Genomic DNA, 24,163 nt, shown 5'->3' on the forward strand with positions numbered 1-24,163 from the left:
CAGGGGTGACCGAGGGAACGCGGCAGGGCCTGGCACCGTAAAACTATCGGCGCTAGTTTGGGCGTCGGACGCAGTGGCGACGAGAAGGCGGCAGGTGGACGGTCATGGCTGACGGCGGCGGCACGGGCAAGGCGTACGGGACGGGCGTGGCGGGCGGCACCGGGGACGCGGGCGGCGCGGCCGGGGTCTACCGCGGGCAGGACGCGGTGTTCATCGGCGGTGAGTGGCGGCCCGCGGCCACCGAAGGCACCATCGACGTCATCGACCCGGCGACCGAGCAGGTCATCGCACGCGTGCCGGCCGGCAGCGCACTGGACGTGGACGCCGCCGTACGGGCCGCCCGCGCGGCACTGCCGGGCTGGGCGGCCACCCCGCCCGCCGAGCGGGCCGCGGTGCTCGGCGCGGCACGCGACCTGCTCGCCGCCCGCCGGGAGGAGATCGCCGCCACCGTGTCGGCGGAGCTGGGAGCGCCACCGGCCTTCGCCACCGCCGTGCACGCAGACCTGCCCACCGCCGTGATGGCCTCCTACGCCGAACTGGCCGCAGCACACCCCTTCGAGGAGCAGGTCGGCAACTCGCGGGTGCTCCAGGAGCCGGTCGGCGTGGTGGGCGCGATCACGCCGTGGAACTACCCGCTGCACCAGATCGTCGCCAAGGTCGCCCCCGCGCTCGCCGCCGGCTGCACGGTGGTGCTCAAGCCCGCTGAGGACACCCCGCTGGTGGCCCAGCTCTTCGCCGACATCCTGGCCGCGGCGGGACTGCCGGCGGGAGCCTTCAACCTGGTCACCGGGCTCGGCCCGGTCGCAGGCCAAGCGCTGGCCGAGCATCCGGGCGTGGACCTGGTGTCGTTCACCGGCTCCACCGCGGTCGGCCGGCAGATCGGTGCGGCGGCGGGCGCCGCCGTCAAGCGCGTCGCCCTCGAACTGGGCGGCAAGTCCGCGAACGTCATCCTGCCGGGCGCCGACCTGGCCCGCGCGGTCAACGTCGGCCTCGCCAACGTCTTCGCCAACTCCGGCCAGACGTGCAGCGCCTGGACCAGGATGCTGGTGGACGCCGCGCGCTACGACGAGGCCGTCGCCATCGCCGCCGCCTCCACCGCGAAGTACCTGCCGGGCGACCGCCTCGGCCCGGTCGTCAACGCCAAGCAGCGCGACCGGGTGCGCGGTTACATCCGGCGCGGAGTGGAGGAGGGCGCCAGGATCGTGGCCGGCGGCCCCGACGCCCCCGACGGCAAGGAGACCGGCTACTACGTCCGGCCCACCGTCTTCGCCGACGTCGCCGCCGACATGGCGATCGCGCAGGAGGAGATCTTCGGCCCGGTCGTCGTCATGATCCGCTACGAGGACGAGGAGGACGCGCTGCGGATCGCCAACGGCACGGTCTACGGGCTCGCGGGGGCGGTCTGGGGCGCCGACGAGGACGCCGCCGTCGCCTTCGCGCGCCGGATGGACACCGGCCAGGTGGACATCAACGGCGGCCGGTTCAACCCGCGGGCCCCCTTCGGCGGCTACAAGCAGTCCGGCGTCGGCCGCGAGCTGGGCGCGCACGGCCTGGCCGAATACCTCCAGACCAAGTCGCTGCAGTTCTGACGCCGTGGCCCGGCCCGGCACGTCCCACGTGACGTCGCCGACCCACCCGGTACACCGGCCCACCCGGTACACCGGCCCACCCGGTACACCGGCCCACCCGGTACACCGGCCCACCCGGTGCACCGGCCCGACCGGTGCACCGCTCCACCGGCACCCACCCGCCCCAGCCCATCGCCGAACCGATCAGGAGACCCCGTGGTCCGCGCAGCCGTCCTGCCAGCCGTCAACGCACCGCTGGTCGTCACCGAGATCGACCTGCCCGACCCCGGCCCCGGCCAGGTACGGGTACGGCTCGCGGCGGCCGGCGTCTGCCATTCCGACCTCTCGCTGTCCAACGGCACGCTGCGCCAGCCGGTACCCGCCGTCCTCGGCCACGAGGGCGCGGGCACGGTCGTCGCGGTCGGCGACGGCGTCGACCACGTGGCCCCCGGTGACCAGGTGGTGCTCAACTGGGCGCCGGCCTGCGGCAACTGCCACTTCTGCGGGCTCGGCGAGGTGTGGCTGTGCGCGAACTCCGGCAACGCCGCGACCACCCCCTACGCGACCCTCTCCGCCGACGGCAGCCCGCTGCATCCGGGTCTTGGCACGGCGGCCTTCGCGGAGGAGACCGTCGTCGGGGCCGCCGCCGTCCTCCCGCTGCCCGAGGGCGTGCCGCTGACCGACGCCGCCCTGCTCGGCTGCGCGGTGCTCACCGGCTACGGAGCGGTGCACCACGCGGCGGCGATACGCCCCGGCGAGTCGGTTGCCGTCTACGGCGTCGGCGGGGTCGGCCTCGCGGTGCTGCAGTCCGCCCGGCTCGCGGGTGCGGAACAGATCGTCGCCGTCGACGTCGCCCCCGGCAAGGAGGAACTGGCCAGGACGGCGGGCGCCACCGACTTCGTCGTCGCCGGCGAGGACACGGCCAAGCGCATACGCGGCCTGACCGGCGGTCACGGCGCCGACGTGGCCATCGAATGCGTTGGCCGGGCCGACACCATCCGCACCGCCTGGTCCTCCACCCGGCGCGGCGGCCGCACGACGGTCGTCGGCATCGGCGGCCAGGACCAGAAGGTGACCTTCACCGCGCTGGAACTCTTCTACTTCGGCCGGACGTTGTCAGGGTGCGTGTACGGCAACTGCGACCCGGCGAAGGATCTCCCCGTCCTCGCCGGGCACGTACGCGAGGGCCGCCTCGACCTGTCCGGCATGGTGACCGAGCACATCGGCCTCGACGGCATCCCGGCGGCGTTCGAGGCGATGACCGCGGGGCGCGGCGGCAGGACGCTGGTCGTCTTCTGAGGCCCCGCCCGCCGGCGAGACCAGGATCGCGACACCTCCCGCCCACACCAGCCAGACCACCGCACCGAGGGTCGCCCCGGCCCACCGGCCCCGGGGCTAGGCGCTCCCGCCCACCATCGCCAGCCAGCACTTGTGCACCCCGTCGAAGGGCCCCTCGGCGCGCGCTATCGCGCCCATCAGCCAGCGGGCCGACTCCTCGGCCGCGGCGACGACATCGGCCGGGTAGCCGTAGCGCACCTGGTGCTCGGCGAATTCGTCCTCGTCGACCAGGATCGGCGCCGGCGCCGCGCGCTTGAGCAGCACGTCGAGGTCGAGGTCGACCATGGTGACCTCGTCCTCCGACGGCCACCGCGGCGGGGTGGTGATGTCGCAGTAGATCTCGGTCGCGCGCGGGGCCGCGTTGAAGGTCGCCGTCCACCACGCCTCGCGCGGGAAGAGCAGCACATGGGCCTCGGGCACCGGCACCTCGGGGTTGTGGCCCTTGCGCATCACGCTGTCGGCGGGCAGCCCGAGCCATATCCCGTGCTCGTCCTCGCCGAGCCGCCGCATCCGCAGATTCCAGTGCAGCGTGCCGTCGTATTTGCGGTAGTTGACCTGGATGAGCCGCTGCGTGGCCGCCAGGGGTGAATCCGATGTCGACATGGCGTCATCCTGCCAGCCGCCGCCCGCCCTTCGTCAGCCTTCCGCGGACGCCCGGGTGTTGGCGTCCGCGTACTGCAGCGCCAGGCCGTCGAGCAGCGCCCGGAGCCCGGTCTCGAAAGCGCCCGAGTCGACCCGCTCCCGGTTCCTGGCCAGCAGATGGGCCTGTCCGAGGTGGGGGTAGTCGGCGGGGTCGTAGGCCTCCGCGTCGCCCACGAAGCCGCCCGCGAAGGAACCGAGCGCGGAACCGGTGACGAAATACCGCATCAGGGCCCCGATCCGGGTCGCCTGGGCCGGAGGCCAGCCCGCCTCCACCATGGCGCCGAAGACGGCGTCGGCCATCCGCAGGCCCGCCGGGCGCAGGCCGGGGCCGGTGGCGAGGAAGGGCACGATGTTCGGGTGCTCGGTCAGGGCCGCGCGGTAGGAGCGGCCCCAGTCGAGCAGCGCCTTCCGCCAGTCCGTGCCCCCGCTGAACATCGACAGGTCGACCTGGTCGACCACCGTGTCGGCGACCGCGTCGAGTATCGCTTCCTTGGTGGAGAAGTGGTTGTAGAGCGAGGGCCCGCTGACGCCCAACTCCGCGGCCAGCCGCCGGGTCGACAGGGCCGCCAGGCCCTCGCCGTCGACGAGCGCGAGCGCCGCCGTCACGATGCGGTCGCGGCTGAGCAGGGGCTTGCGGGGGCGGGCCATGCGGCACATAGTAGAGGCTGCCCGCCATAAACTAGCGGTGGTAGTTTCCATCGCCCGGCGGCGGACGCGGGACAGGACCGCGGACGGGAGCACCGGTGAGGGCACGGAGGGAAGCGCGGATATGGCAGTGAACTTCGGACTCTCCGCCGAGCAGTCCGACATCAGGGCGCTCGCCCGGGACTTCACCGACCGCGAGGTCACCCCGCACGCCGCGGAATGGGACCGGGCGGAGGCGGTCGACCGTGCGATCGTGAAGAAGCTCGGCGCGGTCGGTTTCCTCGGCCTGACCATCGACGAGGAATACGGCGGCTCCGGCGGCGACCACGTCGCGTACTGCCTGGTCACCGAGGAGCTGGGCCGCGCGGACTCCTCCGTGCGCGGCATCGTGTCCGTCTCCCTCGGCCTGGTCGCCAAGTCCGTCGCGCACTGGGGGACCGAGGAGCAGAAACGCGCCTGGCTGCCCCGGCTCACCTCGGGCGAGGCGATCGGCTGCTTCGGGCTCACCGAGCCGGGCACCGGTTCCGACGCCGGGAGCCTGACCACCCGCGCGGTGCGCGACGGGGAGGCGTACGTCATCACCGGCGGCAAGACCTTCATCACCAACGGGACCTGGGCCGACGTCGTCCTGCTCTTCGCCCGCACCGGCAGCACCGAGGAAGGGCACCGGGGTGTCAGCGCCTTCCTCGTGCCCGCCGACACACCGGGCCTCGGCCGCCGCGCCATCCACGGCAAGCTCGGGCTGCGCGGCCAGGCGACGGCAGAGATCGTGCTCGACGGCGTACGGGTGCCGGCCGACGCGATGCTCGGGCCCGAGGGCAAGGGCTTCTCGGTGGCGATGTCGGCGCTGGCCAAGGGCCGGATGTCGGTCGCGGCCGGCTGCGTGGGCATCGCGCAGGCCTGCCTGGAGGCGGCGGTCGGCTACGCCGGGCAGCGCGAGCAGTTCGGCGTCCCCATCGCGGGGCACCAGCTGGTGCAGGAGATGATCGCCGACATAGCGGTGGACGTGGCCACGGCCCGGCTGCTGACCTGGCAGGTCGCCGACCTGATCGACCGCGGGCAGCCCTTCGCGACGGAGTCGTCGGTCGCCAAGCTGCACGCGAGCGAGGCGGCGGTGCGCTGCGCGAACAACGCGCTGCAGGTTTTCGGCGGCTACGGCTACATCGACGAGTACCCCGTCGGCAAACTGCTGCGCGACGCCCGGGTCATGACCCTCTACGAGGGCACGAGCCAGATCCAGAAGCTGCTGATCGGCCGCTCGCTCACCGGCGTCTCCGCCTTCTGACCCGCCGGCCGCCACGCCTTCCGAGGGACCGGCAGCCCGGACGGCCCGGCGGCACCGGACCGGCCGGGCAAGATCCCCGGAGATTCCCTAAGCGCTTGCTCACCCGCCAGGTAGGGTGTGACCCTGTCAACAGACCGGGTCAGAGGAGCGTGCGATGAGTGCGGAGGCGGCAACCGGCGAGGCGTGGGAGGACATCACCCCCGACGCTGCCAGGCGGCTGGTGATCGCCGCGGTGCAGGCGTTCGCGGAGCGCGGCTACCACGCCACCACCACCCGGGACATCGCGGGCCGGGCCGGCATGAGCCCGGCGGCGCTGTACATCCACTACAAGACCAAGGAAGAGCTGCTCTACCAGATCAGCCGGGTCGGCCACCAGCGCTCGCTCGCCATGCTCGGCGAGGCGCGGGACGGCGCGGGAAGCGCGGCCGACCGGCTCGACGCGGCCGTCCGCGCCTTCGTGCGCTGGCACGCCGAGCACCACACCACGGGGCGCGTGGTGCAGTACGAACTGGGCGCGCTCGCCCCCGACCACTACGCCGAGATCGTGGCGCTGCGGCGGCAGAGCGAGGACGCGATCCGCGCGATCGTCGCCGCCGGTGTGGCCGCCGGTGAGTTCGATGTGCCCGAGGTCTCCGGCACCACGCTGGCGGTGCTGTCGCTGTGCATCGACGTGGCCCGCTGGTTCAACCCGGCCGGCCGGCGTACGCCCGACGAGGTCGGCGCGCTCTACGCCGACCTCGTGCTGCGGATGGTCCGAGCCGGGGACGGCCCGGCGGCCGAGCGGGCCCTGCGGGTCGCGCAGGACTGAGCGGTGAGGCCGGGTCAGACGCAGGCAGGGCCCGGGCAGCGGCGGACGAGGCCGGTCAGCGGCAGGCAAGGCCCGGGCGGCGCTGGACGAGGCCGGTCAGCGGCAGGCAAGGCCGGTCATGCAGGGGCCGAAGCCGGTCAGAGGTAGAAGCGCGCGACCGTCTCCGCGACGCACACCGGCTTGTCGCCGCCCTCGCGCTCGATCGTCACCCGGGTGACCATCTGCAGGCCGCCGCCCACCTCGGTCAGCTCGGCCACCGCCGCGGTCGCGCGCAGCCGGGAGCCGACCGGGACGGGGGAGGGGAAGCGGACCTTGTTGACGCCGTAGTTGACGCCCATCCGCACGCCCTCGACCCGGAGGAGCTGCGGGGTCAGCGACGGGATCAGCGACAGCGTCAGGAAGCCGTGCGCGATCGTCGTGCCGAACGGGCCCTCGGCCGCGCGCTCCGGATCGACGTGGATCCACTGGTGGTCACCGGTCGTCTCGGCGAAGGCGTCGATGCGCTTCTGGTCGATCTCCAGCCAGTCCGTCCAGCCGAGTTGCTCGCCGACGGCGGCCCGCAGTTCGTCGGGCGAAGCGAAGACGCGGGGCTGCTGGGACATGGTCAAGGCCTCCGGGGTCGCGGGTTTCCAAGCGCTTGCTCAGCATGGTTCCGGCGACCCCGGCTGTCAACGCCGCCGCACGTCCGCCGCCGCCGGCCCGCCGGTCGCGCCCGCGAGCAGGGAGTTCAGCGCGGGCCGCAGCGCCACCAGCCGGTCCAGCTGGCCGAGCTGGGCGGGGATGTCGGGGGCGGCGATCCGGATCACCAGATGCCGCGCTCCCTGCGCGACATAGCGCCCCAGGCGCTCCACCACGGCCTCCGGCGTGCCCGCCGCGATCGCCTGGATCTTCTCCAGCTCCGCCACCGGCCGCCGGTAGTTGGCCAGGGCGTACGCGTCCATGGCCGCACGGCCGCCGTCCGCGGCGTCGGTGATCAGGACGTTCACGAAGAGCGCCGGCGCGAACGGCGTGCCGCCGCGGCCCGCCTCCCCGGCGGCGTCCCGGATCGCGGCCAGCCCCGTACCGTAGTCCGCCGGGTCGGGGGGATACGGCAGCCAGCCGTCGTAGAGTCGCCCGGCGCGGGCCAGCGCGGCCGGGGTGGCGCCGCCGAGCCAGACCGGCGGGCCGCCCGGGCGGAAGGCGCGGGTGGCCGGTACGAGGTCGTCGAAGTGCAGCACCTCCCCGTGGAAGGTCACCGGACCCTCGCCGGTCCACAGCCGGCGCCACAGCTCCACCGTCTCGTCGAGCCGGGCGAAGCGGTTCGGCCACGGCGTGCCGGCCATCGCGTAGACCGGCCTCCCGAAGCCGCCGGGGTAGCCGGCGCCGACGCCCAGCACCAGCCGCCCGCCGGAGAGCAGGTCGACCGAGGCGATGGTCTGCGCGGCCTGGACGGGCGTACGCAGCGCGGGCAGCAGCGCGCCGGTGCCCAGCGCCACGCGCTCGGTCACGGCGGCGAGCGCGGCCAGCACGGTCAGCGCTTCGAGGCGCGGGGTGAGCAGCGAGTCGGTGGCCCACAGCGAGTCGAAGCCGGTGCGTTCGGCGCGCACACCGAAGGAGACGGCCTCCCTGGGGTCGGTGGACTCGCCCCAGTGGACCTTCGTGCTGGGGACGAAGACGCCCATCCGTACGGTGTCGGCGGAGACGGTCCCGGGTGCCGCGGTGCCGGCGGGACCGGTGGTCGGGGTGAACGTGCGTGTCATGCCGCCGATCGTGGGCCGCCGCGGGCCGCTCCTCAATTCCCGGCAGGGAATGGCCGCTGCGCGCGACCCGGGTTAGAAAGGAGCCGTGACCGCCCCCCAGAGCCCCGCCCAGCCCGCCGTGCAGGCCTTCCCGCAGGCGCTGCGCGCCAGCCGTGGCCGCCGCCATCTGAGCCAGCTGGAACTGGCGTTGCGCGCGGGCACCACCCAGCGGCACATCAGCTTCATCGAGAACGGCAGGTCCGCGCCGGGTCGGGCGCTGGTCGCGCGGATCGCCGACTCGCTCGCCCTGCCGCTGCGGGAACGCAACGGCCTGCTGCTGGCGGCCGGATACGCGCCGGTGCACCCGCAGCGCGACCTCGCCGATCCGGCGCTCGCCCCCGCGCTCGAAGCGCTCGACCACATCCTGACCGGCCATCTGCCGTACCCGGCGATCATCGTCGACCGCTACGGGGAGCTGATCGGCGCCAACTCCGCCTTCGGGCTGATGACCGAGGGCGCCGACCCGGCGCTGCTCGGACCCCGGCCGAACATCCTGCGGCTGGCCCTGCATCCGGCGGGCATGGCCCCGCGGATCCGCAACTTCCCTCAGTGGGCACGCCACGTCATCGAGGCGTTGCGCGAGGAGCAGCGGCGCAATCCGGACGACCGGCTGGCCGCGCTGCACGACGAGCTCGCGGGATACGTACCGGCGCCGGCCAGGACGGCGGAGCAGCCGGACGCGCTGCTCGGCTTCACCGTGCCCATGGAGCTGGATTCCGCCGGCCGCGGACTGCTGCGACTGATGACCACCGTCGCGGTCTTCGCCACCGCGGCCGACGTCACGATCGCCGAGCTCAAACTGGAGGCGTTCCTGCCTGCCGACCGTGCCACCGCCGAGGCGCTGCGGCAGGATGCCTGACGCACCGGCGGGAGCGCCGGGCAGCTGACCGAGGAGACGTATGAGCCTGCGCCACCACGAGATCGCCGAGTCCCGGCACCGCATCCTCAACCCCATCACCGAGGAGAAGCTGATGCTCCTCGGTGACCTCTGCCGGCTGCAGCCCGGGCAGCGGCAGCTCGATCTGGCCTGTGGCAAGGGCGAGATGCTCACCCGGTATGCGGAGCGGTACGGCACCGGCGGGGTCGGCGTCGACCTGAGCGAGGTCTTCCTGACCGCCGCCAGGGAGCGGGCCGCCGAACTCGGCGTCTCGGACAGGGTGAGTTTCGAGCGCGGCGACGCAGGAGCGTACGCGGCGGAGCCCGCCGCCTTCGACGTGGCGTCCTGCATCGGCGCCACCTGGATCGGCAACGGCCTGGCCGGCACGATCGAGCTGCTGCGCCCCGCGCTGCGGCCCGGCGGCCTGATGCTGATCGGCGAGCCGTACTGGACCGCGCCGGCCCCGCAGGGCGCCCTGGACGCGACGGGCTTCGCGGCCGACGACTTCACGTCGCTGGTCGGCACCCTCGACCGGTTCGAGGCGGCGGGCATGGAGCTGCTGGAGATGGTGCTCGCCGACGGCGACAGCTGGGACCGTTACGCCGCCGGGCAGTGGTTCACCATCGCGGACTGGCTGCGCGACACCCCGGCCGACCACCCGGACGCGGCCGACATGCGGGAGTTCCTCGACCACGGCCGCCGCACCCACCTGGAGTGGAACCGCCGCTACCTGGGCTGGGGGGTGTTCGTGCTGCGCGCTCGCTGAGCACCGGGGGGCGCGGGCCGGGCCCCGCTCGTACGGCCGGGTCGGGCGGAATCCGAAAACCTGACGCATGTTCATCTTCCGGGGCCGACGTACCGGCGGTAACCTCCGCGCACCGGCTTCCGGAAGGAGTCTCAATGATGAAGTCAAGCCGTTTGCGTGACCGGCGGGGCGGAGGTGAACGTCCGTCCGTCACGCAGCAGTGCCCAGAGCACGCTCGCTCGTCGGCGTGCCAGGGCGATGACGGCCTGGACGTGTTTGCAGCCCTCACCGCGCTTCTTGAGGTAGAAGTCCCGGTTCGGTCCCTCGCGGATGATGCTGGTCTGCGCCGACATGTAGAACACCCTGCGCGGGCGGCGGCTGTAACGCTGGGGCCGGTGCGGGTTGCCGGTGCGGCGACCCGAGTCGCGCGGGACGGGAACCAGCCCGGCCGCCGAGGCCAGATGCCCGTCGTCGGCGTAGGCCGGGAGGTCGCCGGCTGCGACGATGAACTCGGCCCCAAGGATCGGTCCCATACCGGGCAGGGATTCGATGATCTCGGCCTGCGGGTGGGCACGGAACGTCTCACGGATCTGCTTGTCGATCCTCTTCAGCCGGTCGTCCGGGGCCAGGATCTGCGCCGCGAGGTCGGCGACGATCTGCGCGGCGACGCCCTCGCCGGGAAGCGCGGTCTGCTGGGCCTCCGCGGCCTCCAGAGCGGTCGCGGCGACCACGTCGGCGCTGCGGACGCTGCGGTTGGCGAGCCATGCTGCCAGCCGTGCCCGGCCGCGGCGCCGGATGGCTGCCGGGGTCTGGTAACCCGTCAGCAGGACCAGGGCGCCCTTGTGCGCCGAGTAGTCGAAGGCCCGCTCAAGGGCGGGGAAGACACCGGTCAGCACGTCGCGGAGCCTGTTGATCATCCGCACCCGGTCGGCCGCGAGGTCGGACCGGTGGGCGGTCAGCAGGGCCAGATCGGCAGCCGGCTGGGCGGGGACGTCGATCACGGCGAAGTCCCGGCGGTGTCGGGCGGTCTCGGCGATGACGCAGGCGTCGCGGGCATCGGTCTTTGCTTCGCCCCGGTAGGCGCCCGACATGCGGTTGACCGTTCGGCCGGGCACGTAGACGGCCTGCTGACCGTGCGCCGCGAGCAGGGCCGGCAGCAGCGCGGAGGACGTCCCGGAGATGTCCACCGCCCAGTGGACGTGGTCCGCCAGGTTGAGGATCTCGCCGAGCGCGGTCAAGATCGCCGACTCGTCGTTGACGACCTTCTTCGACCACAGCGTCGTGCCGGTCTCGTCGACCACCGCCGCCCAGTGGTGCCCCTTCCCCGCGTCAACGCCCGCCCAGGCCTGGGCCTTTCCATCACTCACCTGCCCCTCCTCGCTCCGCACGGCATGCCGTCGGCCCGAGGAACACCCCGCTGTCATCTCCGTAATCAGCGACCGCACAAAGCGCGCATATCTCAATCAGCAGCCAGGGCGCCCCGGAGAGCCGGGCGGCCACTCCTTCGAAGCCACTGAAGGCAAGCAGACATCAGCCACACCCGGCCCTCCCGGGCCGCCTAACAACTTACGGAGCAGACATGCCGCTACGGACCCCACGACGGATCGGCAGGATCCGCACGCTCAGAACGGCCACCGCAGGAGCGCTGCTGGCGCTCGCGGCGACGCTGGTGGCCCCGGTGCCACTGGCGGCGCACGCCGCGGACTCCGGCGACTACTGCGCAGGGCAGTGCGCCGACATCCTGCCGCCAGGCGAGAACGGCAACGCCACCTTCGCCGACATCCTGGCGAACAAGGCACTCGGCACCCGGCCCGCGCACACCGCCGACCAGCTCGGCCCGTACGCGAACCTCGCGAACGGCTACCCGACCCTCACCGACGCCACCATCACCAGCTTCTTCAACGACTCGTCCTTCGGCGTACCGCTGAACCAGATCGCCTCGATCGCCAGCCCGCGCTCCGATGTGACCATCACCCGGGACAAGAAGACCGGGGTGCCGCACATCAAGGGCACCACCCGGCAGGGCACGGAATTCGGCGCGGGTTACGCGGCGGCGCAGGACCGGCTCTGGCTCATGGACCTCTTCCGGCACGTCGGACGCGGCGAACTCTCGTCGTTCGCGGGCGGCGCCGCCGCCAACCGCGGCCTCGAGCAGGAGTTCTGGAAGCAGGCCCCCTACACCGAGGCCGACCTCCAGTCCCAGGTCGACCAGTTGGCCGACTCCGGCGGCGCCCGCGGCCAGCAGGCACTCGCCGACGCGCAGGCGTACGTCGACGGCATCAACTCCTACATCACCGCGTCGAAGAACGGGCGGTACTTCCCCGGCGAATACGTGCTGACCGGGCATGTCGACGCCATCACCAACGCCGGCGCCATAGAGCCCTTCAAGCTCACCGACCTGATCGCGCTCGCCTCGGTGGTCGGCGCGCTCTTCGGTACCGGCGGCGGCGGCGAGGTGCAGTCGGCGCTGTCCCTGCTGGCCGCGCAGCAGCAGTACGGCGTCGCCGAGGGCACCAAGGTCTGGGAGTCCTTCCGCGAACGGGACGACCCGGAGGCCACCGCCACCGTCCACGACGGCACCGGCTTCCCCTACGCGGGCGAGCCGGCCACCGCCAAGGGCCAGGCGCTGCCCGACGCCGGCTCGGTCGTCGCCGAGCCGCTGGTCTACGACGCCACCGGCGGCGCCACCCAGGCGACGACCAGCAGCCCCGGGGTGCTGCCCGGCAACCTCTTCTCCACCAAGAAGGGCATGTCCAACGCCCTGGTCGTCAGCGGCGCCCACACCGCCAGCGGCCACCCGGTCGCCGTCTTCGGTCCGCAGACCGGCTACTTCGCGCCACAGCTGCTCATGCTCCAGGAACTGCAGGGCCCGGGCATCAGCGCCCGTGGCGCCTCCTTCGCGGGCCTGGGCATGTACATCGAGCTGGGCCGCGGCCAGGACTACGCCTGGAGCGCCACCTCCGCGTCCCAGGACGTCACCGACACCTACGCCGTCGAGCTGTGCCAGGACGCCACGCACTACATCTTCCACGGCAGTTGCGTCGCCATGGAGAAGCTGGAGCGCACCAACTCCTGGAAGCCCACCCTCGCCGACACCACCGCCGCGGGCTCCTACCGCATGCAGGTCTGGCGCACCGCCTACGGCCCGGTCGAATACCGCGCCACCGTCGGCGGCAAAGCCGTCGCCTACACCCAGCTGCGCAGCTCCTACCGCCACGAGGCCGACTCGATCCTCGGCTTCCAGGAACTCAACGACCCCGGCTTCGTCCACGACGCGGCGTCCTTCCAGAAGGCCGCGCGGGACATCAACTACACCTTCAACTGGTTCTACGCCGACTCGCGGCAGACCGCGTACTACAACAGCGGCACCAACCCGGTGCGGGCGGACGGCGTCGACGCGTCCTTCCCGGTCTGGGCCCAGGCCGCGTACGACTGGCGCGGCTGGGACCCGGTGGCCAACACCGCGACCTACACGCCGCCTGCGCAGCACCCGCAGTCCGTCGACCAGGACTACTACGTCTCCTGGAACAACAAGCAGGCCCCCGGCTACACCTCGGCGGGCTTCGGCAACGGCGCCGTACACCGCGCCGACCTCCTCGACGACCGCGTCAAGGCCCTGGTCAGGACCGGCGGTGTCACCCGCTCGGCGCTGGTCAAGGCCATGGACGACGCCGCGCTGACCGACCTGCGCGGCGAGGACGTGCTGCCGGAACTGCTCCAGGTCATCAACCGCGCGCCGGTCACCGACCCGCAGGAGGCCGCCGCCGTGCAGCAGCTGACCGCCTGGAGCGCGGCGGGCACCAAACGCCACGAGACCTCGCCCGGCTCCCACACCTACGCCGACGCCGACGCGATCCGCGTCATGGACGCGTGGTGGCCGCTGCTCGTCCAGGGCGAATTCCAGCCGGGCCTGGGCGGCGGCCTCTACACGGCGCTCACCGCCGACCTCACCGTCGACGAGTCGCCGTCCGCCGGGCACGGGCCCACCGGGTCGCACGCCGGAAGCGCCTTCCAGTACGGCTGGTGGAGCTATGTCGACAAGGACATCCGGCAGGTGCTGGGCGTGCCGGTGGCGGGGCCACTGGCGCGCACGTACTGCGGCGGCGGGCAGCCGGCCGCCTGCCGTGACGTGCTGCTGACCACGCTCAAGCAGGCCGCCGCCGTCCCGGCGACGACGGTCTATCCCGGCGACGACGGGTGCGGCGCCGGCGATCAGTGGTGCGCCGACTCCATCGTCCAGCGCCCGCTGGGCGGTATCACCGACGACCGCATCAGCTGGCAGAACCGCCCGACGTACCAGCAAGTCGTCGAATTCCCCGCGCACCGCTAGCCGCGGGGGCTTCTGCGAGACGGGAGCAGGCGCCGCTCCGGCTGCGCCTGCCCCCGGCTGTCCTTGCCACGTGCGGTGGCGCCGCTTCTTTCCCGCCGTGGGGGCTGGTCGCGCGGTGGTTTCTAGTGGTGGTTGCCACGTGCGGTGGCGTGTCGCACTTGCGGTGCGCGGTGGCTTGTCGCGCAGTTCCCCGCGCCCCTGAAAACGCTCACCCTCTCCCGAGAGGGCACCCCTCAGGGTGCGAGGAACGGCGCGCGTAACCACGACGGCGGGAAGGCCGCGATCGCCACCGCAAGTGGCACCCCCCTCAGGCGGCCCACCGCACCCCCGGATGGCATGTTCAGAGCAGCGCCGCCGCCCGCAGCGTCAGCGCGGCCAGTTCCGGGTGGCAGATGTCGTTGTGCGCGCCGGAGGGAGGGCCGCCCGAGCGGACCACCGCGGAGGCGTCGACGCTGGTGCAACGTCCGGAGGCAAAGGGGGTGTTCAGGGCCGTGGCCAGGGGGACGGAGGGGGCGTCGGGGAGGCCGCGGAAGCCGTCGTGGCCGAGTGCCCCCCAGCGGTCGTCACCCAGCAGGGACCGGTCGTCGCCGGACAGGCGGGAGGCGAGGGGGTAGAAGACGCCGAGTGCCTGGTCGTGAGTGGAGTGGCAGGCCACGACGGGGCCGTCGACGCGGGACTGCAGGCCGTGCAGCGCGCCGTCGGGGGAGTAGGCCGAGTGCGAGAAGGCACCCTGCAGGAGGGTCACCGAAGCGACGTTGCGGGCCTCGGGCGGCAGCCCGGCGAGGGCGAAGGAGACCAGCCGGGCGCCGAAACTGTGCCCGACGAGATGCACCCGGGTGCCGGGTGCCCGCGCGGCCAGCAGCCCGATCAGCGGCCCGAGTCCCGCTCGTCCCACCGTGCCGGCCCGCCCCTTCATCGCGAAGTACGTGGCCTGCCGCAACAGCTCCCGCGCCCCCGACCACACCTTCCCGCCGATCGCGTCCAGCCCGCCGAACAGCTCCTCGGCGCCGTGCACTTCGGCGACGGCGTCGCCCAGCGCCGCGCAAACGGTCCCGGGATCGTCGGTGAGCAGCGCGGGCAGTGCCGCCGCCTCCGTGCCGCCGGCGTCCTGGGCGAGCGCGGCCGCCCGCGGCAGTGAGCAGCCGGTCAGCGTACGGACCCGCGCGGCGAACTCGTCCAGCGCCGCCGGGTCCGCCGGTCGCCTCGCGAGCAGTTCCGCGATCCGGTCGACGGTCGCGTCATGCCCGGGCAGCACCCGTTTGAGCGTGGCGAGGTCCGCGCCGGGGCCGGCGGCGGTGTGCGGGAAGTCGGGGATGGGCTCGTCGGTGAACCGCATGGACGGCCAGTGCACTCCGGCGTAACCGAGGCGCAGGCCGGGCGCGTCGGACAGCAGCGCGGGGAAGAGCCCGTAGAAGCGGTCGTAGAGCGCCGACGCCGTGGACAGGTCGTTGTTCCAGCCGTGCGAGAAGAGGACGAGGTCGGTGCGCTCCCCGGCGTGCGCCAGCAACGCGTCGCGCTGCCCGGCGTCGGCGTCGCCGTCCGCGTCGAAGGTCAGGTCCCAGTAAGGCTGCACGCTTGCCACGGCCATGGCTCCCCTCGCCCCGGCGAGCTGCCGGAAGCCCGTTCCGGCGGCGGCCGAAAGGCCCGTGATTGTCCGCTCTGCGCGCATCATCCCGGCCGTCCCGGCCGGCGTCCATCCCCCCTGGGGGTGAATACGGGTCGGCTGCGCCGCCGCGCGCACCCGGCCCTTCCGGATTGGGTGACCGACTGCTTAGTATGCGAGCACGGGGCAGCCCGGAGTCGAGTCGAAGGAGACACGGTTGTGGTGGTGGAAGCACTGCGCGACGCCCGAGTGGTCGTCACCGGGGCAGGCGGCGGCATCGGAGCCGCGCTCGCCCGCGCCTTCACGGCCGAGGGCGCCCGGGTGGCCGTCAACGACCTCGACGCCGACGCCGCACACAAGGTCGCCGACGAGATCGGCGCCGCGGTCGTCCCGGGCGACGCGTCCGGCATCGTGCCCGCGGCCAGAACCGCGCTCGGCGGCCGGATCGACGTCTTCTGCGCCAACGCGGGCGTCGGCACCGGCGGCGGCCCCGAGGCCGACGACGCGGCCTGGGAACTGGCCTGGGACGTCAACGTCATGAGCCATGTCCGCGCCGCCCGCGCCCTGCTGCCGGAGTGGCTGGAGCGCGGACAGGGCCGCTTCGTGTCCACCGTGTCCGCCGCCGGGCTGCTGACGATGATCGGCGCGGCGCCGTACTCCGTCACCAAGCACGGCGCGCTGGCCTTCGCAGAATGGCTCTCGCTCACCTACCGCCACCGCGGGATCGCCGTGCACGCCGTCTGCCCGCAGGGCGTGCGCACCGCGATGCTCGACTCCACCGGGCCCGCGGGCGCCCTGGTGCTCACGCCGAGCGCCATCGAGCCCGAGGACGTGGCACGGGCGGTGCTCGCCGGTATCGCCGAGGAGCGCTTCCTGATCCTGCCGCACCCCGAGGTCGCCGGGTACTACGCGACCCGCGCCGCGGAGCCGGAACGCTGGCTCGGCGGGATGAACAAGCTCCAGCGGGGCTACGAGGACCTGCGGGCGAAGGAAGGCGAGGACAAGTGAGCGGATACGCCGACCAGCCGTGGCTGCAGTTCTTCACCGAGGAGCAGCGCGCGGACACCGACTACCCGCCCTCGGTGCTGCACGGCTTCCTGGCCGCCGCGCGGAGCGGCCCCGACCGCCGGGCGCTGGCGTACTTCGACGGCGGGCTGACCTACGGCGAACTCGACGCGCTCTCCGACGGCCTGGCCCGCCACCTCGCCGCCCGCGGCTTCGCGCCCGGCGACCGGCTCGCCGTCATGCTGCAGAACGTGCCGCAGTTCGCGGTCGCGCTGCTCGCGGCCTGGAAGGCGGGCGGCGCCGTCATCCCGGTCAACCCGATGTACAAGCAGCGCGAACTCGCGCACATCCTCACTGACGCCGGTGCGGCCGCCCTGGTCTGCTCCGAGCGCGCCTGGCAGGAGTACGTACGGGACACCGCCGCGTCGTCCCCGGTGCGTATAGCGCTCACCGCGTGCGAACTCGACCTGCAGACCCGCGACGACCCACGGGTGCTGACCGCGGGCCGGCTGCCCGCCGATGACGCCGAGGACCTGCTCGCCGCCGCCCGCGCCGCGGCCGGACCGCGCCCCGACGTCCCGCTGCCCGCGGTCGGCGACACCGCCCTGGTCAGCTACACCTCGGGCACCAGCGGACGCCCCAAGGGCGCGCTGAACACCCATGGCAACATCTCCTTCAACGCCCACCGCCAGATCCGCGTCCAGGAACTGCCCGCCGACGCCGTGGTCTTCGCGCTGGCCCCGCTCTTCCACATCACCGGCATGGTCTGCCAGCTCTCCGCCGGCCTGGCCGCCGGCCACACCGTCGCGCTGGCCTACCGCTTCGAGCCCGGGGTGGTCCTCGACGCCTTCCGCGAGCACCGCCCGGCCTACACCGTCGGACCCGCCACCGCCTTCATGGCGCTGCTCGCCAGGCCGGACGCCACCGCGGACGACTTCGCGTCCTTCCAGCTGATCTCCTCCGGCGGCGCGCCGCTGCCGCCCGCCGTGGTGGAGTCCTTCCGCGTGCGCTCCGGCGGCCGCTACCTCGCCAACGGCTACGGCCTCACCGAGTGCACCGCCCCCTGCGCCAGCGTCCCGCCGGGCTACGAGGCGCCGGTCGACCCGGTGTCCGGCACCCTGGCGGTCGGCGTGCCCGGCCCGGGCACCATGGTGCGCATCCTCGACGACACCGGCGCGGAACTGCCGTTCGGCGAGGCCGGCGAGATCGCGGTCAGCGGTCCGATGGTCGTACCCGGCTACTGGAACCAGCCGGCCGAGTCGCAGGCCGCCATCCCCGGCGGTGAACTGCACACCGGCGACATCGGCTTCATGGACACCGACGGCTGGCTCTACGTCGTCGACCGCAAGAAGGACATGATCAGCGCGTCCGGCTTCAAGGTGTGGCCGCGCGAGGTCGAGGACGTGCTCTACACCCACCCGGAGGTCCGCGAGGCCGCGGTCGTCGGCGTCCCCGACGCCTACCGCGGCGAGAGCGTCAAGGCGTACGTCAGCCTGCGTCCGGGTGCCACGGCGGATCCCGCGGAGCTGGTCGCCTACTGCAAGGAGCGGCTGGCGGCGTACAAATACCCGCGCGAGATCGAGGTGCTCGGCGAGCTGCCGAAGACCGCGACCGGCAAGATCCTCCGCCGCGAGCTCAAGGCGACCGCCGGATAGGGTCCATACCGGCCGGGATGCCGGCGGGCGGCACGAGAGAGGGGCAGGTCATGGCACGCAGCACGACGAGCGACGACGGCGGTACGGGGACGGCCGCGGGCACCGGCTCCGGTGCGGCCGTGCCCGAGCGGCTGCTCGCCGAGGCCACCCGGCTGTTCGCCGAACGCGGCTACGACCGCACCTCCGTCCAGGAGATCGTCGAGGCGGCGGGCGTGACCAAGGGCGCCCTCTACCACTACTTCGGCTCCAAGGACGACCTGCTGCACGAGATCTACGCCCGGGTGCTGCGGCTGCAGACCGAGCGGCTGGACACCATCGCGGCCCGGGACACCGAGGTGCCGGAACGGCTCGCGGAGGCCGCGGCCGACGTGGTGGTCACCAGCATCCAGAACCTGGACGACACGAAGATCTTCTTCCGCTCGATGCACCAGCTCAGCCCCGAGAAGCAGAAGGTCGTACGGGCCGAACGCCGCCGCTACCACGAGCGGTTCCGCTCGCTGGTCGAGGAGGGCCAGCGGGACGGCCACTTCCGCCCGGGCCTGCGGCCCGACCTGGTGGTCGACTTCTTCTTCGGCTCGGTGCACCACCTCGGCACCTGGTACCACGCGGACGGCCCGCTGTCCGCCGAGCAGGTCGCCACCGAGTTCTCCGACCTGCTGCTGCACTCGGTGCGGCAGCCCTGACCCACCGGGAGCCCCAGCGTGAAGGCATGGCGCGTCCACCACAACGGCGAGCCGCTCGAGGCGATGCGCCTCGACGAGGTCCCCACCCCGGAGCCCGGCCCCGGCGAGGTGCTGCTGCGGGTCCGCGCGGCGGGCGTCAACTTCCCCGACGCGATGCTGTGCCGCGGTGAGTACCAGATCCGGCCGCCGCTGCCCTTCACGCCGGGCGTCGAGATGTGCGGCGAGATCGCCGCGCTCGGCTCCGGCGTGACCGGCCTCGCCGTCGGCGCCCGGGTCATCAGCCCCGCCGCGCTGCCCGGCGGTGCCTTCGCCGAATACGCCGTCGTGCCCGCCGCGGGCGTGCTGCCCGCGCCCGAGGCCCTGGACGACGCGGAGGCGGCGGTGCTGCACATCGGCTACCAGACCGGCTGGTTCGGCCTGCACCGCAGGGCCGCGCTGCAGCCCGGCGAGACGCTGCTCGTCCACGCCGCGGCCGGCGGGGTGGGCAGCGCGGCCGTCCAGCTGGGCAAGGCCGCGGGCGCCACCGTGATCGGCGTCGTCGGCGGCCCCGAGAAGGCCGAGGCAGCGCGCGGGCTGGGCGCCGACCTCGTGGTCGACCGGCACGCGGAGGACTTCGTGGCCGTGGTGAAGGAGGCGACGGGCGGGCGCGGCGCCGACGTCGTCTACGACCCGGTCGGCGGTGACGCCTACACCCGGTCCACCAAGTGCATCGCCTTCGAGGGCCGGATCGTGGTCGTCGGCTTCGCCGGCGGTACGGTGCCGGCCCCGGGCCTGAACCACGCGCTGGTCAAGAACTACGCGATTCTCGGGCTGCACTGGGGGCTCTACGCGGCGCGCGAGCCGGCCGCCGTGCGGCGCGCCCACGACGAGCTCACCCGGCTCGCCGCGGCCGGCGCGGTGCGCCCCCTGGTCTCCGCCCGCCTCCCCCTCACCGCCGCCGCCGACGCGGTGACCCGCGTCTCCGCCGGCCTCACGACCGGCCGCCTGGCCCTCCACCCCTGAACATCGGCTCCGCCGGTGGTGCGCCCGAACTCCCCGGTCAGTCCCCCGTGCGGTCTCCTGCTTCCTCCCGCCCGGTGGGGGCGGGCCGCGCAGTTCCCCGCGCCCCTGGGTGGTTGCCACTTGCGGTGTCGGATCGCCTTCACCATCGCGATGGCTGATCGCGCAGTTCCCCGCGCCCCTGAAAAACGCTCACCCTCTCCCCAGAGGGCACCCCTGAGGGGCGCGGGGAACTGCACGCGCAACCACGACGGCGTGAAAGGCGATCGCCACCGCAAGTGGCACCCCTGAGGGGCGCGAGGAACTGGGCGCTCAGCCACGGTGGGGAGAAAGGCGGCAGGCCACCGCAAGTGGCACTCACCCGCCGCCGGGGAGAAGCAGCCCCCGCCGGGGGAGGCAGGCCTCAGCGGGGGAAGGGCGGAGCCCTAGCTAGGCGTATCGGGCGAGCTCGCGGCGAGCGAGTGAGCGGCGGTGCACCTCGTCGGGCCCGTCCGCGAGCCGCAGGCTCCTCGCCCCGGCCCACAGCCGCGCCAGCGGGAAGTCCTGGGAGACGCCGCCGGCGCCGTGCGCCTGGATCGCCCGGTCGATGATCCGCTGCACGCCCGCCGGCGTGGCGATCTTGATGGCCTGGATCTCCGTATGGGCACCTTGGTTGCCCACCGTGTCCATCAGCCACGCGGTCTTCAGCACCAGCAGCCGCAGCTGCTCGATCTCGACCCGTGACTCGGCGATCCACTCCTGGACCACGCCCTGCGCGGCGAGCGGCTTGCCGAAGGCGATCCGGGAGGCGGCCCGGCGGCACATGAGTTCCAGCGCCCGCTCGGCCATGCCGATCAGCCGCATGCAGTGGTGGATGCGGCCGGGCCCGAGGCGGGCCTGGGCGATGGCGAAGCCGCCGCCCTCCACGCCGATCAGGTTCTCCGCCGGCACCCGGACGTCGCGGAAGACGACTTCCGCGTGCCCGCCGTGGTCGGCGTCGTCGTAGCCGAAGAGCCGCATGCCCCGGCGGATGTCCACGCCCGGGGTGTCGCGCGGCACCAGGATCTGGCTCTGCTGCCGGTGCCGTTCGGCGGCCGGGTCGGTCTTGCCCATGACGATGAACACCGCGCACGCGGGGTTCATCGCCCCGGAGATGTACCACTTGCGGCCGTTGATGACGTAGGAGTCGCCGTCGCGCTCGATCCGGGTCTCGATGTTGGTCGCGTCGGAGGAGGCGACGTCGGGCTCGGTCATGGCGAACGCGGAGCGGATCTCGCCGGCCAGCAGCGGCTCCAGCCACTCCTTGCGCTGGGCGGGGGTGCCGAATTCGGCCAGCACCTCCATGTTCCCGGTGTCGGGGGCGGCGCAGTTGAGTGCGGTGGGGGCCAGGAAGGGGCTGCGGCCGGTGAGTTCGGCGAGCGGGGCGTACTGCAGGTTGGTCAGCCCGGCGCCGTGCTCGCCGGGCAGGAAGAGGTTCCACAGGCCCTGCCGCCGCGCCTCGGCCTTGAGTTCGGCGACGACGGGCGGTACGGACCAGTGGGCGTCGGGACCCGCCTGCTCGTACTGCTCGGCGAAGACGGCCTCGGCGGGGTGGACGTGCTCGTCGAGGAAGGCGGTCAGCCGGGACCGCAGCTCCTCCGTACGGGTGTCGAAGGCGAAGTCCATCGTGCTCAGTCCTCCTGCTGCGATGCTGCCCGGTCCCGGGCGTGGTCCTGGAGTTTGCGCAGTCCGCGTTCGATGAAGAGCGGGACGACGGTGCCGATCCGGTCGAATCCGGCGCCGAGGGTCTGGCCGAGGGTCCAGCGGTAGTGGATGCCTTCGAGGATCACGGAGATCTTGAAGTACGCGAAGGCGGTGTACCAGTCGATGGCGGAGACGTCGCGGCCGGACCGCCGGGCGTAGCGCTCGACGAGCTCGTCGGCGCGGGGGTGGCCGGGGGCGCCGCCGGCGGTGGGCACCGGGAAGCCGGGGATGTCGTGCTGCTCGCCGTACATGACCAGCAGGCCGATGTCGGTGAGCGGGTCGCCGAGGGTGGACATCTCCCAGTCCAGCACGGCGGTGAGCCGGTCGGCGTCGTCGAAGAGCACGTTGTCGAGCCGGTAGTCGCCGTGCACGACGGCGGGTGCGGGGGAGGCCGGCAGGGCCAGGCCCAGGGCGGCGTGCAGCTCGTCGATGCCGGGCAGGTCGCGGCTGCGGGAGGCGTCGAGCTGCTTGCCCCAGCGGCGCAGCTGCCGGTCGAGGAAGCCGTCCGGCCGCCCGAAGTCGGCGAGCCCGACGTCGGCCGGGTCCACGGCGTGCAGGTCCACCAGGGTGTCGACGAGGGTCAGCGCGACCGCCCTGGTGCGTACCGGTCCGAGCGCGGTCAGCTGGTCCTCGCCGCGGTAGGGGGTGCCCTCGACGAAGTCCATCACGTAGAAGGGGGCGCCGATGACCTCGGGGTCCTCGCAGAGCAGCACGGTGCCGGGCACCGGGACGGGGGTGGGGGCCAGCGCGCTGATCACCCGGTGCTCGCGGCCCATGTCGTGGGCGGTGGCCAGCACGTGCCCGAGCGGCGGGCGGCGCACCACCCAGGTGGAACTGCCGTCGCTGACCCGGTAGGTGAGGTTGGAGCGCCCGCCCTGGACCAGCGTGGCCTGCAGCTCGCCGGCCACCAGGCCGGGGCGCCGCTGGTCCAGATGACGGCGCAGCCTGTCGAGGTCCAGGCCCCGTGGGCTGTCGGTTTCACTCATACGCGAATCGTACCGACTGGTCGGTATGTCGTCTAGTTCCCGGGCTGGAGCCGCCGCGCGCGTTGACGCATCCCGGGTGCCGCGCCTAGGCTCCGGACTTATGGGTGAACGTGATTCATATATGCAGACAGCAGCTCCGGCGGGTCCGTCCGACGCGTTCACGGTCGCCGAGGTGCGGCTGACTCCCATCCTCATCGCCGACCCGCCGCTGCTCAACACCCAGGGCGTCCACCAGCCCTACACCCCCAGGCTCATCATCGAGGTCGTCACCACCGACGGTACGTCCGGGGTGGGTGAGACGTACGGCGACACCCGTTATCTGGACCTCGCGACCCCGCTGGCGGGCGCACTGCCCGGGCACCGGATCACCGATCTGAACGGGCTGTTCACCCTGGCAGAACGGGTCTGCGGCGACCCCGCCGACGTGTCGGACTCCGTGGACGTCGGCGGGCTGCGCGGCGTGCAGACCGCCGACAAGCTGCGGCTGTCGGTGATCTCCGGCTTCGAGGTGGCCTGCCTCGACGCGCTCGGCAAGAAGCTGGGCCTGCCGGTGCACGCGCTGCTCGGCGGCAAGGTCCGCGACGGCGTGGACTACAGCGCCTACCTCTTCTACCGGCTCGCCGAACACCCGCAGGGCCAGGGCGAGCGCGACGACTGGGGGGCCGCGCTCGACCCGGCGGGCGTGGTGGCGCAGGCCCGGCGGTTCGCCGACACCTACGGCTTCGGCTCGTTCAAGCTCAAGGGCGGCGTCTTCCCGCCCGAGCAGGAGATCGCCGCCGTCCGCGCGCTGGCCGAGGCCTTCCCCGGCAGGCCGCTGCGGCTCGACCCCAACGGCGCCTGGTCGGTGGAGACCTCGCTGCGGGTGGCCGGTGAACTGGGCGGAGTCCTGGAGTATCTGGAGGACCCGGCCAGCGGCACCGGCCGGATGGCCGAGGTCTCGGACGGCACCGGCGTCCCGCTGGCCACCAACATGTGCGTGACGACCTTCCAGGAGATCAAGGAGGCCTTCGCCCGCGACGCCGTCCAGGTGGTGCTCTCCGACCACCACTACTGGGGCGGCCTGCGCAACACCCAGCAGCTCGCGGCGATCTGCCGGACCTTCGGCGTCGGCCTGTCCATGCACTCCAACACCCACCTGGGCATCAGCCTGGCCGCGATGACCCACGTCGCGGCCACCGTGCCCAACCTGGACTACGCCTGCGACTCGCACTACCCCTGGCAGACCGAGGACGTGATCACCGAGCGCCACGTCTTCACCGGCGGTGCCCTGACGGTGAGCGACCTGCCCGGGCTGGGAGTGGAGCTGGACCGCGACGCGCTGAAGGCCCTGCACCAGCGCTGGCTGGACGACGACGGCACGATGCGCGACCGCGACGACGCCGCCGCGATGCGCAAGGCCGACCCCGGCTGGCGTACACCGGCCGTACCGCGCTGGTGACGGGGGAGCGGTGGGGGGCGGCGGGCCGCGCCGGCCCGCCGCCCCCCACCGGTTGC

The 24,163-nt window shown here is 73.2% G+C and carries 20 protein-coding genes; 12 read left to right on the forward strand and 8 right to left on the reverse strand.

Annotation, left to right across the window (positions count from 1 at the left end; genetic code table 11):
• The first annotated feature begins 206 nt into the window (after window positions 1-206).
• Window positions 207-1,589 carry an aldehyde dehydrogenase family protein gene (locus OG702_RS28625; RefSeq protein WP_327293414.1) on the forward strand — a complete coding sequence of 461 codons (1,383 nt, stop codon included), beginning with the start codon at window positions 207-209 and terminating at the stop codon, window positions 1,587-1,589.
• Window positions 1,590-1,784: 195 nt separating this feature from the next.
• The gene (locus tag OG702_RS28630) at window positions 1,785-2,867 is read left to right on the forward strand and encodes a zinc-binding dehydrogenase (protein ID WP_327291826.1); all 1,083 of its coding nucleotides are present in this window, start codon (window positions 1,785-1,787) and stop codon (window positions 2,865-2,867) included.
• Between the two features lie 96 nt (window positions 2,868-2,963).
• Here the strand turns inward: OG702_RS28630 and OG702_RS28635 are convergent, their stop codons facing one another.
• Together OG702_RS28635 and OG702_RS28640 are read right to left on the reverse strand one after the other, a co-directional pair.
• Window positions 2,964-3,509 (reverse strand): DUF402 domain-containing protein, encoded by a 546-nt coding sequence (locus tag OG702_RS28635; protein ID WP_327291827.1) that lies wholly within the window; start codon window positions 3,507-3,509, stop codon window positions 2,964-2,966.
• Between the two features lie 33 nt (window positions 3,510-3,542).
• Complete coding sequence (locus tag OG702_RS28640) at window positions 3,543-4,205, reverse strand: TetR/AcrR family transcriptional regulator (RefSeq protein WP_327291828.1); 663 nt, start codon at window positions 4,203-4,205, stop codon at window positions 3,543-3,545.
• 118 nt (window positions 4,206-4,323) lie between these two features.
• On the opposite strand from OG702_RS28640, the gene OG702_RS28645 reads away from it, so the two are divergent.
• Both OG702_RS28645 and OG702_RS28650 read left to right on the forward strand, forming a co-directional pair.
• The gene (locus tag OG702_RS28645) at window positions 4,324-5,478 is read left to right on the forward strand and encodes an acyl-CoA dehydrogenase family protein (RefSeq protein ID WP_327293415.1); all 1,155 of its coding nucleotides are present in this window, start codon (window positions 4,324-4,326) and stop codon (window positions 5,476-5,478) included.
• Between the two features lie 154 nt (window positions 5,479-5,632).
• On the forward strand, window positions 5,633-6,286 hold the full coding sequence (locus tag OG702_RS28650) for a TetR/AcrR family transcriptional regulator (RefSeq protein WP_327291829.1): 654 nt from the start codon (window positions 5,633-5,635) through the stop codon (window positions 6,284-6,286).
• A gap of 137 nt (window positions 6,287-6,423) precedes the next feature.
• On the opposite strand, the gene OG702_RS28655 is transcribed toward OG702_RS28650, so the two are convergent.
• Together OG702_RS28655 and OG702_RS28660 are read right to left on the reverse strand one after the other, a co-directional pair.
• Complete coding sequence (locus OG702_RS28655; protein ID WP_327291830.1) at window positions 6,424-6,888, reverse strand: MaoC family dehydratase; 465 nt, start codon at window positions 6,886-6,888, stop codon at window positions 6,424-6,426.
• Between the two features lie 66 nt (window positions 6,889-6,954).
• Window positions 6,955-8,025, reverse strand: coding sequence for an LLM class flavin-dependent oxidoreductase (locus tag OG702_RS28660; RefSeq protein WP_327291831.1), 1,071 nt, complete (start codon window positions 8,023-8,025; stop codon window positions 6,955-6,957).
• Window positions 8,026-8,110: 85 nt separating this feature from the next.
• Here OG702_RS28660 and OG702_RS28665 point away from each other — a divergent pair, with 85 nt between their 5' ends.
• Both OG702_RS28665 and OG702_RS28670 read left to right on the forward strand, forming a co-directional pair.
• Window positions 8,111-8,923 carry a helix-turn-helix transcriptional regulator gene (locus OG702_RS28665; protein ID WP_327291832.1) on the forward strand — a complete coding sequence of 271 codons (813 nt, stop codon included), beginning with the start codon at window positions 8,111-8,113 and terminating at the stop codon, window positions 8,921-8,923.
• Between the two features lie 40 nt (window positions 8,924-8,963).
• Entirely contained in the window at window positions 8,964-9,707 is a 744-nt protein-coding gene (locus tag OG702_RS28670) for an SAM-dependent methyltransferase (protein ID WP_327291833.1), read from the forward strand.
• A 143-nt stretch (window positions 9,708-9,850) separates the two neighbouring features.
• Here the strand turns inward: OG702_RS28670 and OG702_RS28675 are convergent, their stop codons facing one another.
• Window positions 9,851-11,053 carry an IS110 family transposase gene (locus OG702_RS28675; RefSeq protein ID WP_327291834.1) on the reverse strand — a complete coding sequence of 401 codons (1,203 nt, stop codon included), beginning with the start codon at window positions 11,051-11,053 and terminating at the stop codon, window positions 9,851-9,853.
• A gap of 212 nt (window positions 11,054-11,265) precedes the next feature.
• On the opposite strand from OG702_RS28675, the gene OG702_RS28680 reads away from it, so the two are divergent.
• On the forward strand, window positions 11,266-14,016 hold the full coding sequence (locus tag OG702_RS28680) for a penicillin acylase family protein (RefSeq protein ID WP_327291835.1): 2,751 nt from the start codon (window positions 11,266-11,268) through the stop codon (window positions 14,014-14,016).
• Between the two features lie 340 nt (window positions 14,017-14,356).
• Here the strand turns inward: OG702_RS28680 and OG702_RS28685 are convergent, their stop codons facing one another.
• Window positions 14,357-15,604 (reverse strand): serine-threonine protein kinase, encoded by a 1,248-nt coding sequence (locus tag OG702_RS28685; protein ID WP_327291836.1) that lies wholly within the window; start codon window positions 15,602-15,604, stop codon window positions 14,357-14,359.
• A gap of 240 nt (window positions 15,605-15,844) precedes the next feature.
• On the opposite strand from OG702_RS28685, the gene OG702_RS28690 reads away from it, so the two are divergent.
• From OG702_RS28690 to OG702_RS28705, 4 genes are read left to right on the forward strand one after another with little or no spacing between them, the layout of a single operon-like run.
• The gene (locus OG702_RS28690) at window positions 15,845-16,627 is read left to right on the forward strand and encodes an SDR family oxidoreductase (RefSeq protein ID WP_327293416.1); all 783 of its coding nucleotides are present in this window, start codon (window positions 15,845-15,847) and stop codon (window positions 16,625-16,627) included.
• Window positions 16,624-18,279, forward strand: a complete 1,656-nt coding sequence (locus OG702_RS28695; RefSeq protein WP_327291837.1) for an AMP-binding protein — start codon at window positions 16,624-16,626, stop codon at window positions 18,277-18,279. Before OG702_RS28690 ends, OG702_RS28695 begins: the two co-directional genes overlap by 4 nt.
• 50 nt (window positions 18,280-18,329) lie before the next feature.
• Window positions 18,330-18,962, forward strand: coding sequence for a TetR/AcrR family transcriptional regulator (locus OG702_RS28700; RefSeq protein WP_327291838.1), 633 nt, complete (start codon window positions 18,330-18,332; stop codon window positions 18,960-18,962).
• A gap of 18 nt (window positions 18,963-18,980) precedes the next feature.
• A complete protein-coding gene (locus OG702_RS28705) occupies window positions 18,981-19,964 on the forward strand; it encodes an NADPH:quinone oxidoreductase family protein (protein ID WP_327291839.1) in 984 nt (327 codons plus the stop codon).
• Between the two features lie 426 nt (window positions 19,965-20,390).
• Here the strand turns inward: OG702_RS28705 and OG702_RS28710 are convergent, their stop codons facing one another.
• Both OG702_RS28710 and OG702_RS28715 read right to left on the reverse strand, forming a co-directional pair.
• Window positions 20,391-21,605 (reverse strand): acyl-CoA dehydrogenase family protein, encoded by a 1,215-nt coding sequence (locus OG702_RS28710; protein ID WP_327291840.1) that lies wholly within the window; start codon window positions 21,603-21,605, stop codon window positions 20,391-20,393.
• A 5-nt stretch (window positions 21,606-21,610) separates the two neighbouring features.
• Window positions 21,611-22,669 carry a phosphotransferase family protein gene (locus tag OG702_RS28715; RefSeq protein WP_327291841.1) on the reverse strand — a complete coding sequence of 353 codons (1,059 nt, stop codon included), beginning with the start codon at window positions 22,667-22,669 and terminating at the stop codon, window positions 21,611-21,613.
• A 121-nt stretch (window positions 22,670-22,790) separates the two neighbouring features.
• Between OG702_RS28715 and OG702_RS28720 the strand changes: the two genes are divergently transcribed.
• Window positions 22,791-24,107 carry a glucarate dehydratase family protein gene (locus OG702_RS28720; protein WP_327291842.1) on the forward strand — a complete coding sequence of 439 codons (1,317 nt, stop codon included), beginning with the start codon at window positions 22,791-22,793 and terminating at the stop codon, window positions 24,105-24,107.
• Window positions 24,108-24,163: the final 56 nt, after the last annotated feature.

The organism is Streptomyces sp. NBC_01198, assembly GCF_036010485.1.
Taxonomy (GTDB): Bacteria; Actinomycetota; Actinomycetes; order Streptomycetales; family Streptomycetaceae; genus Actinacidiphila.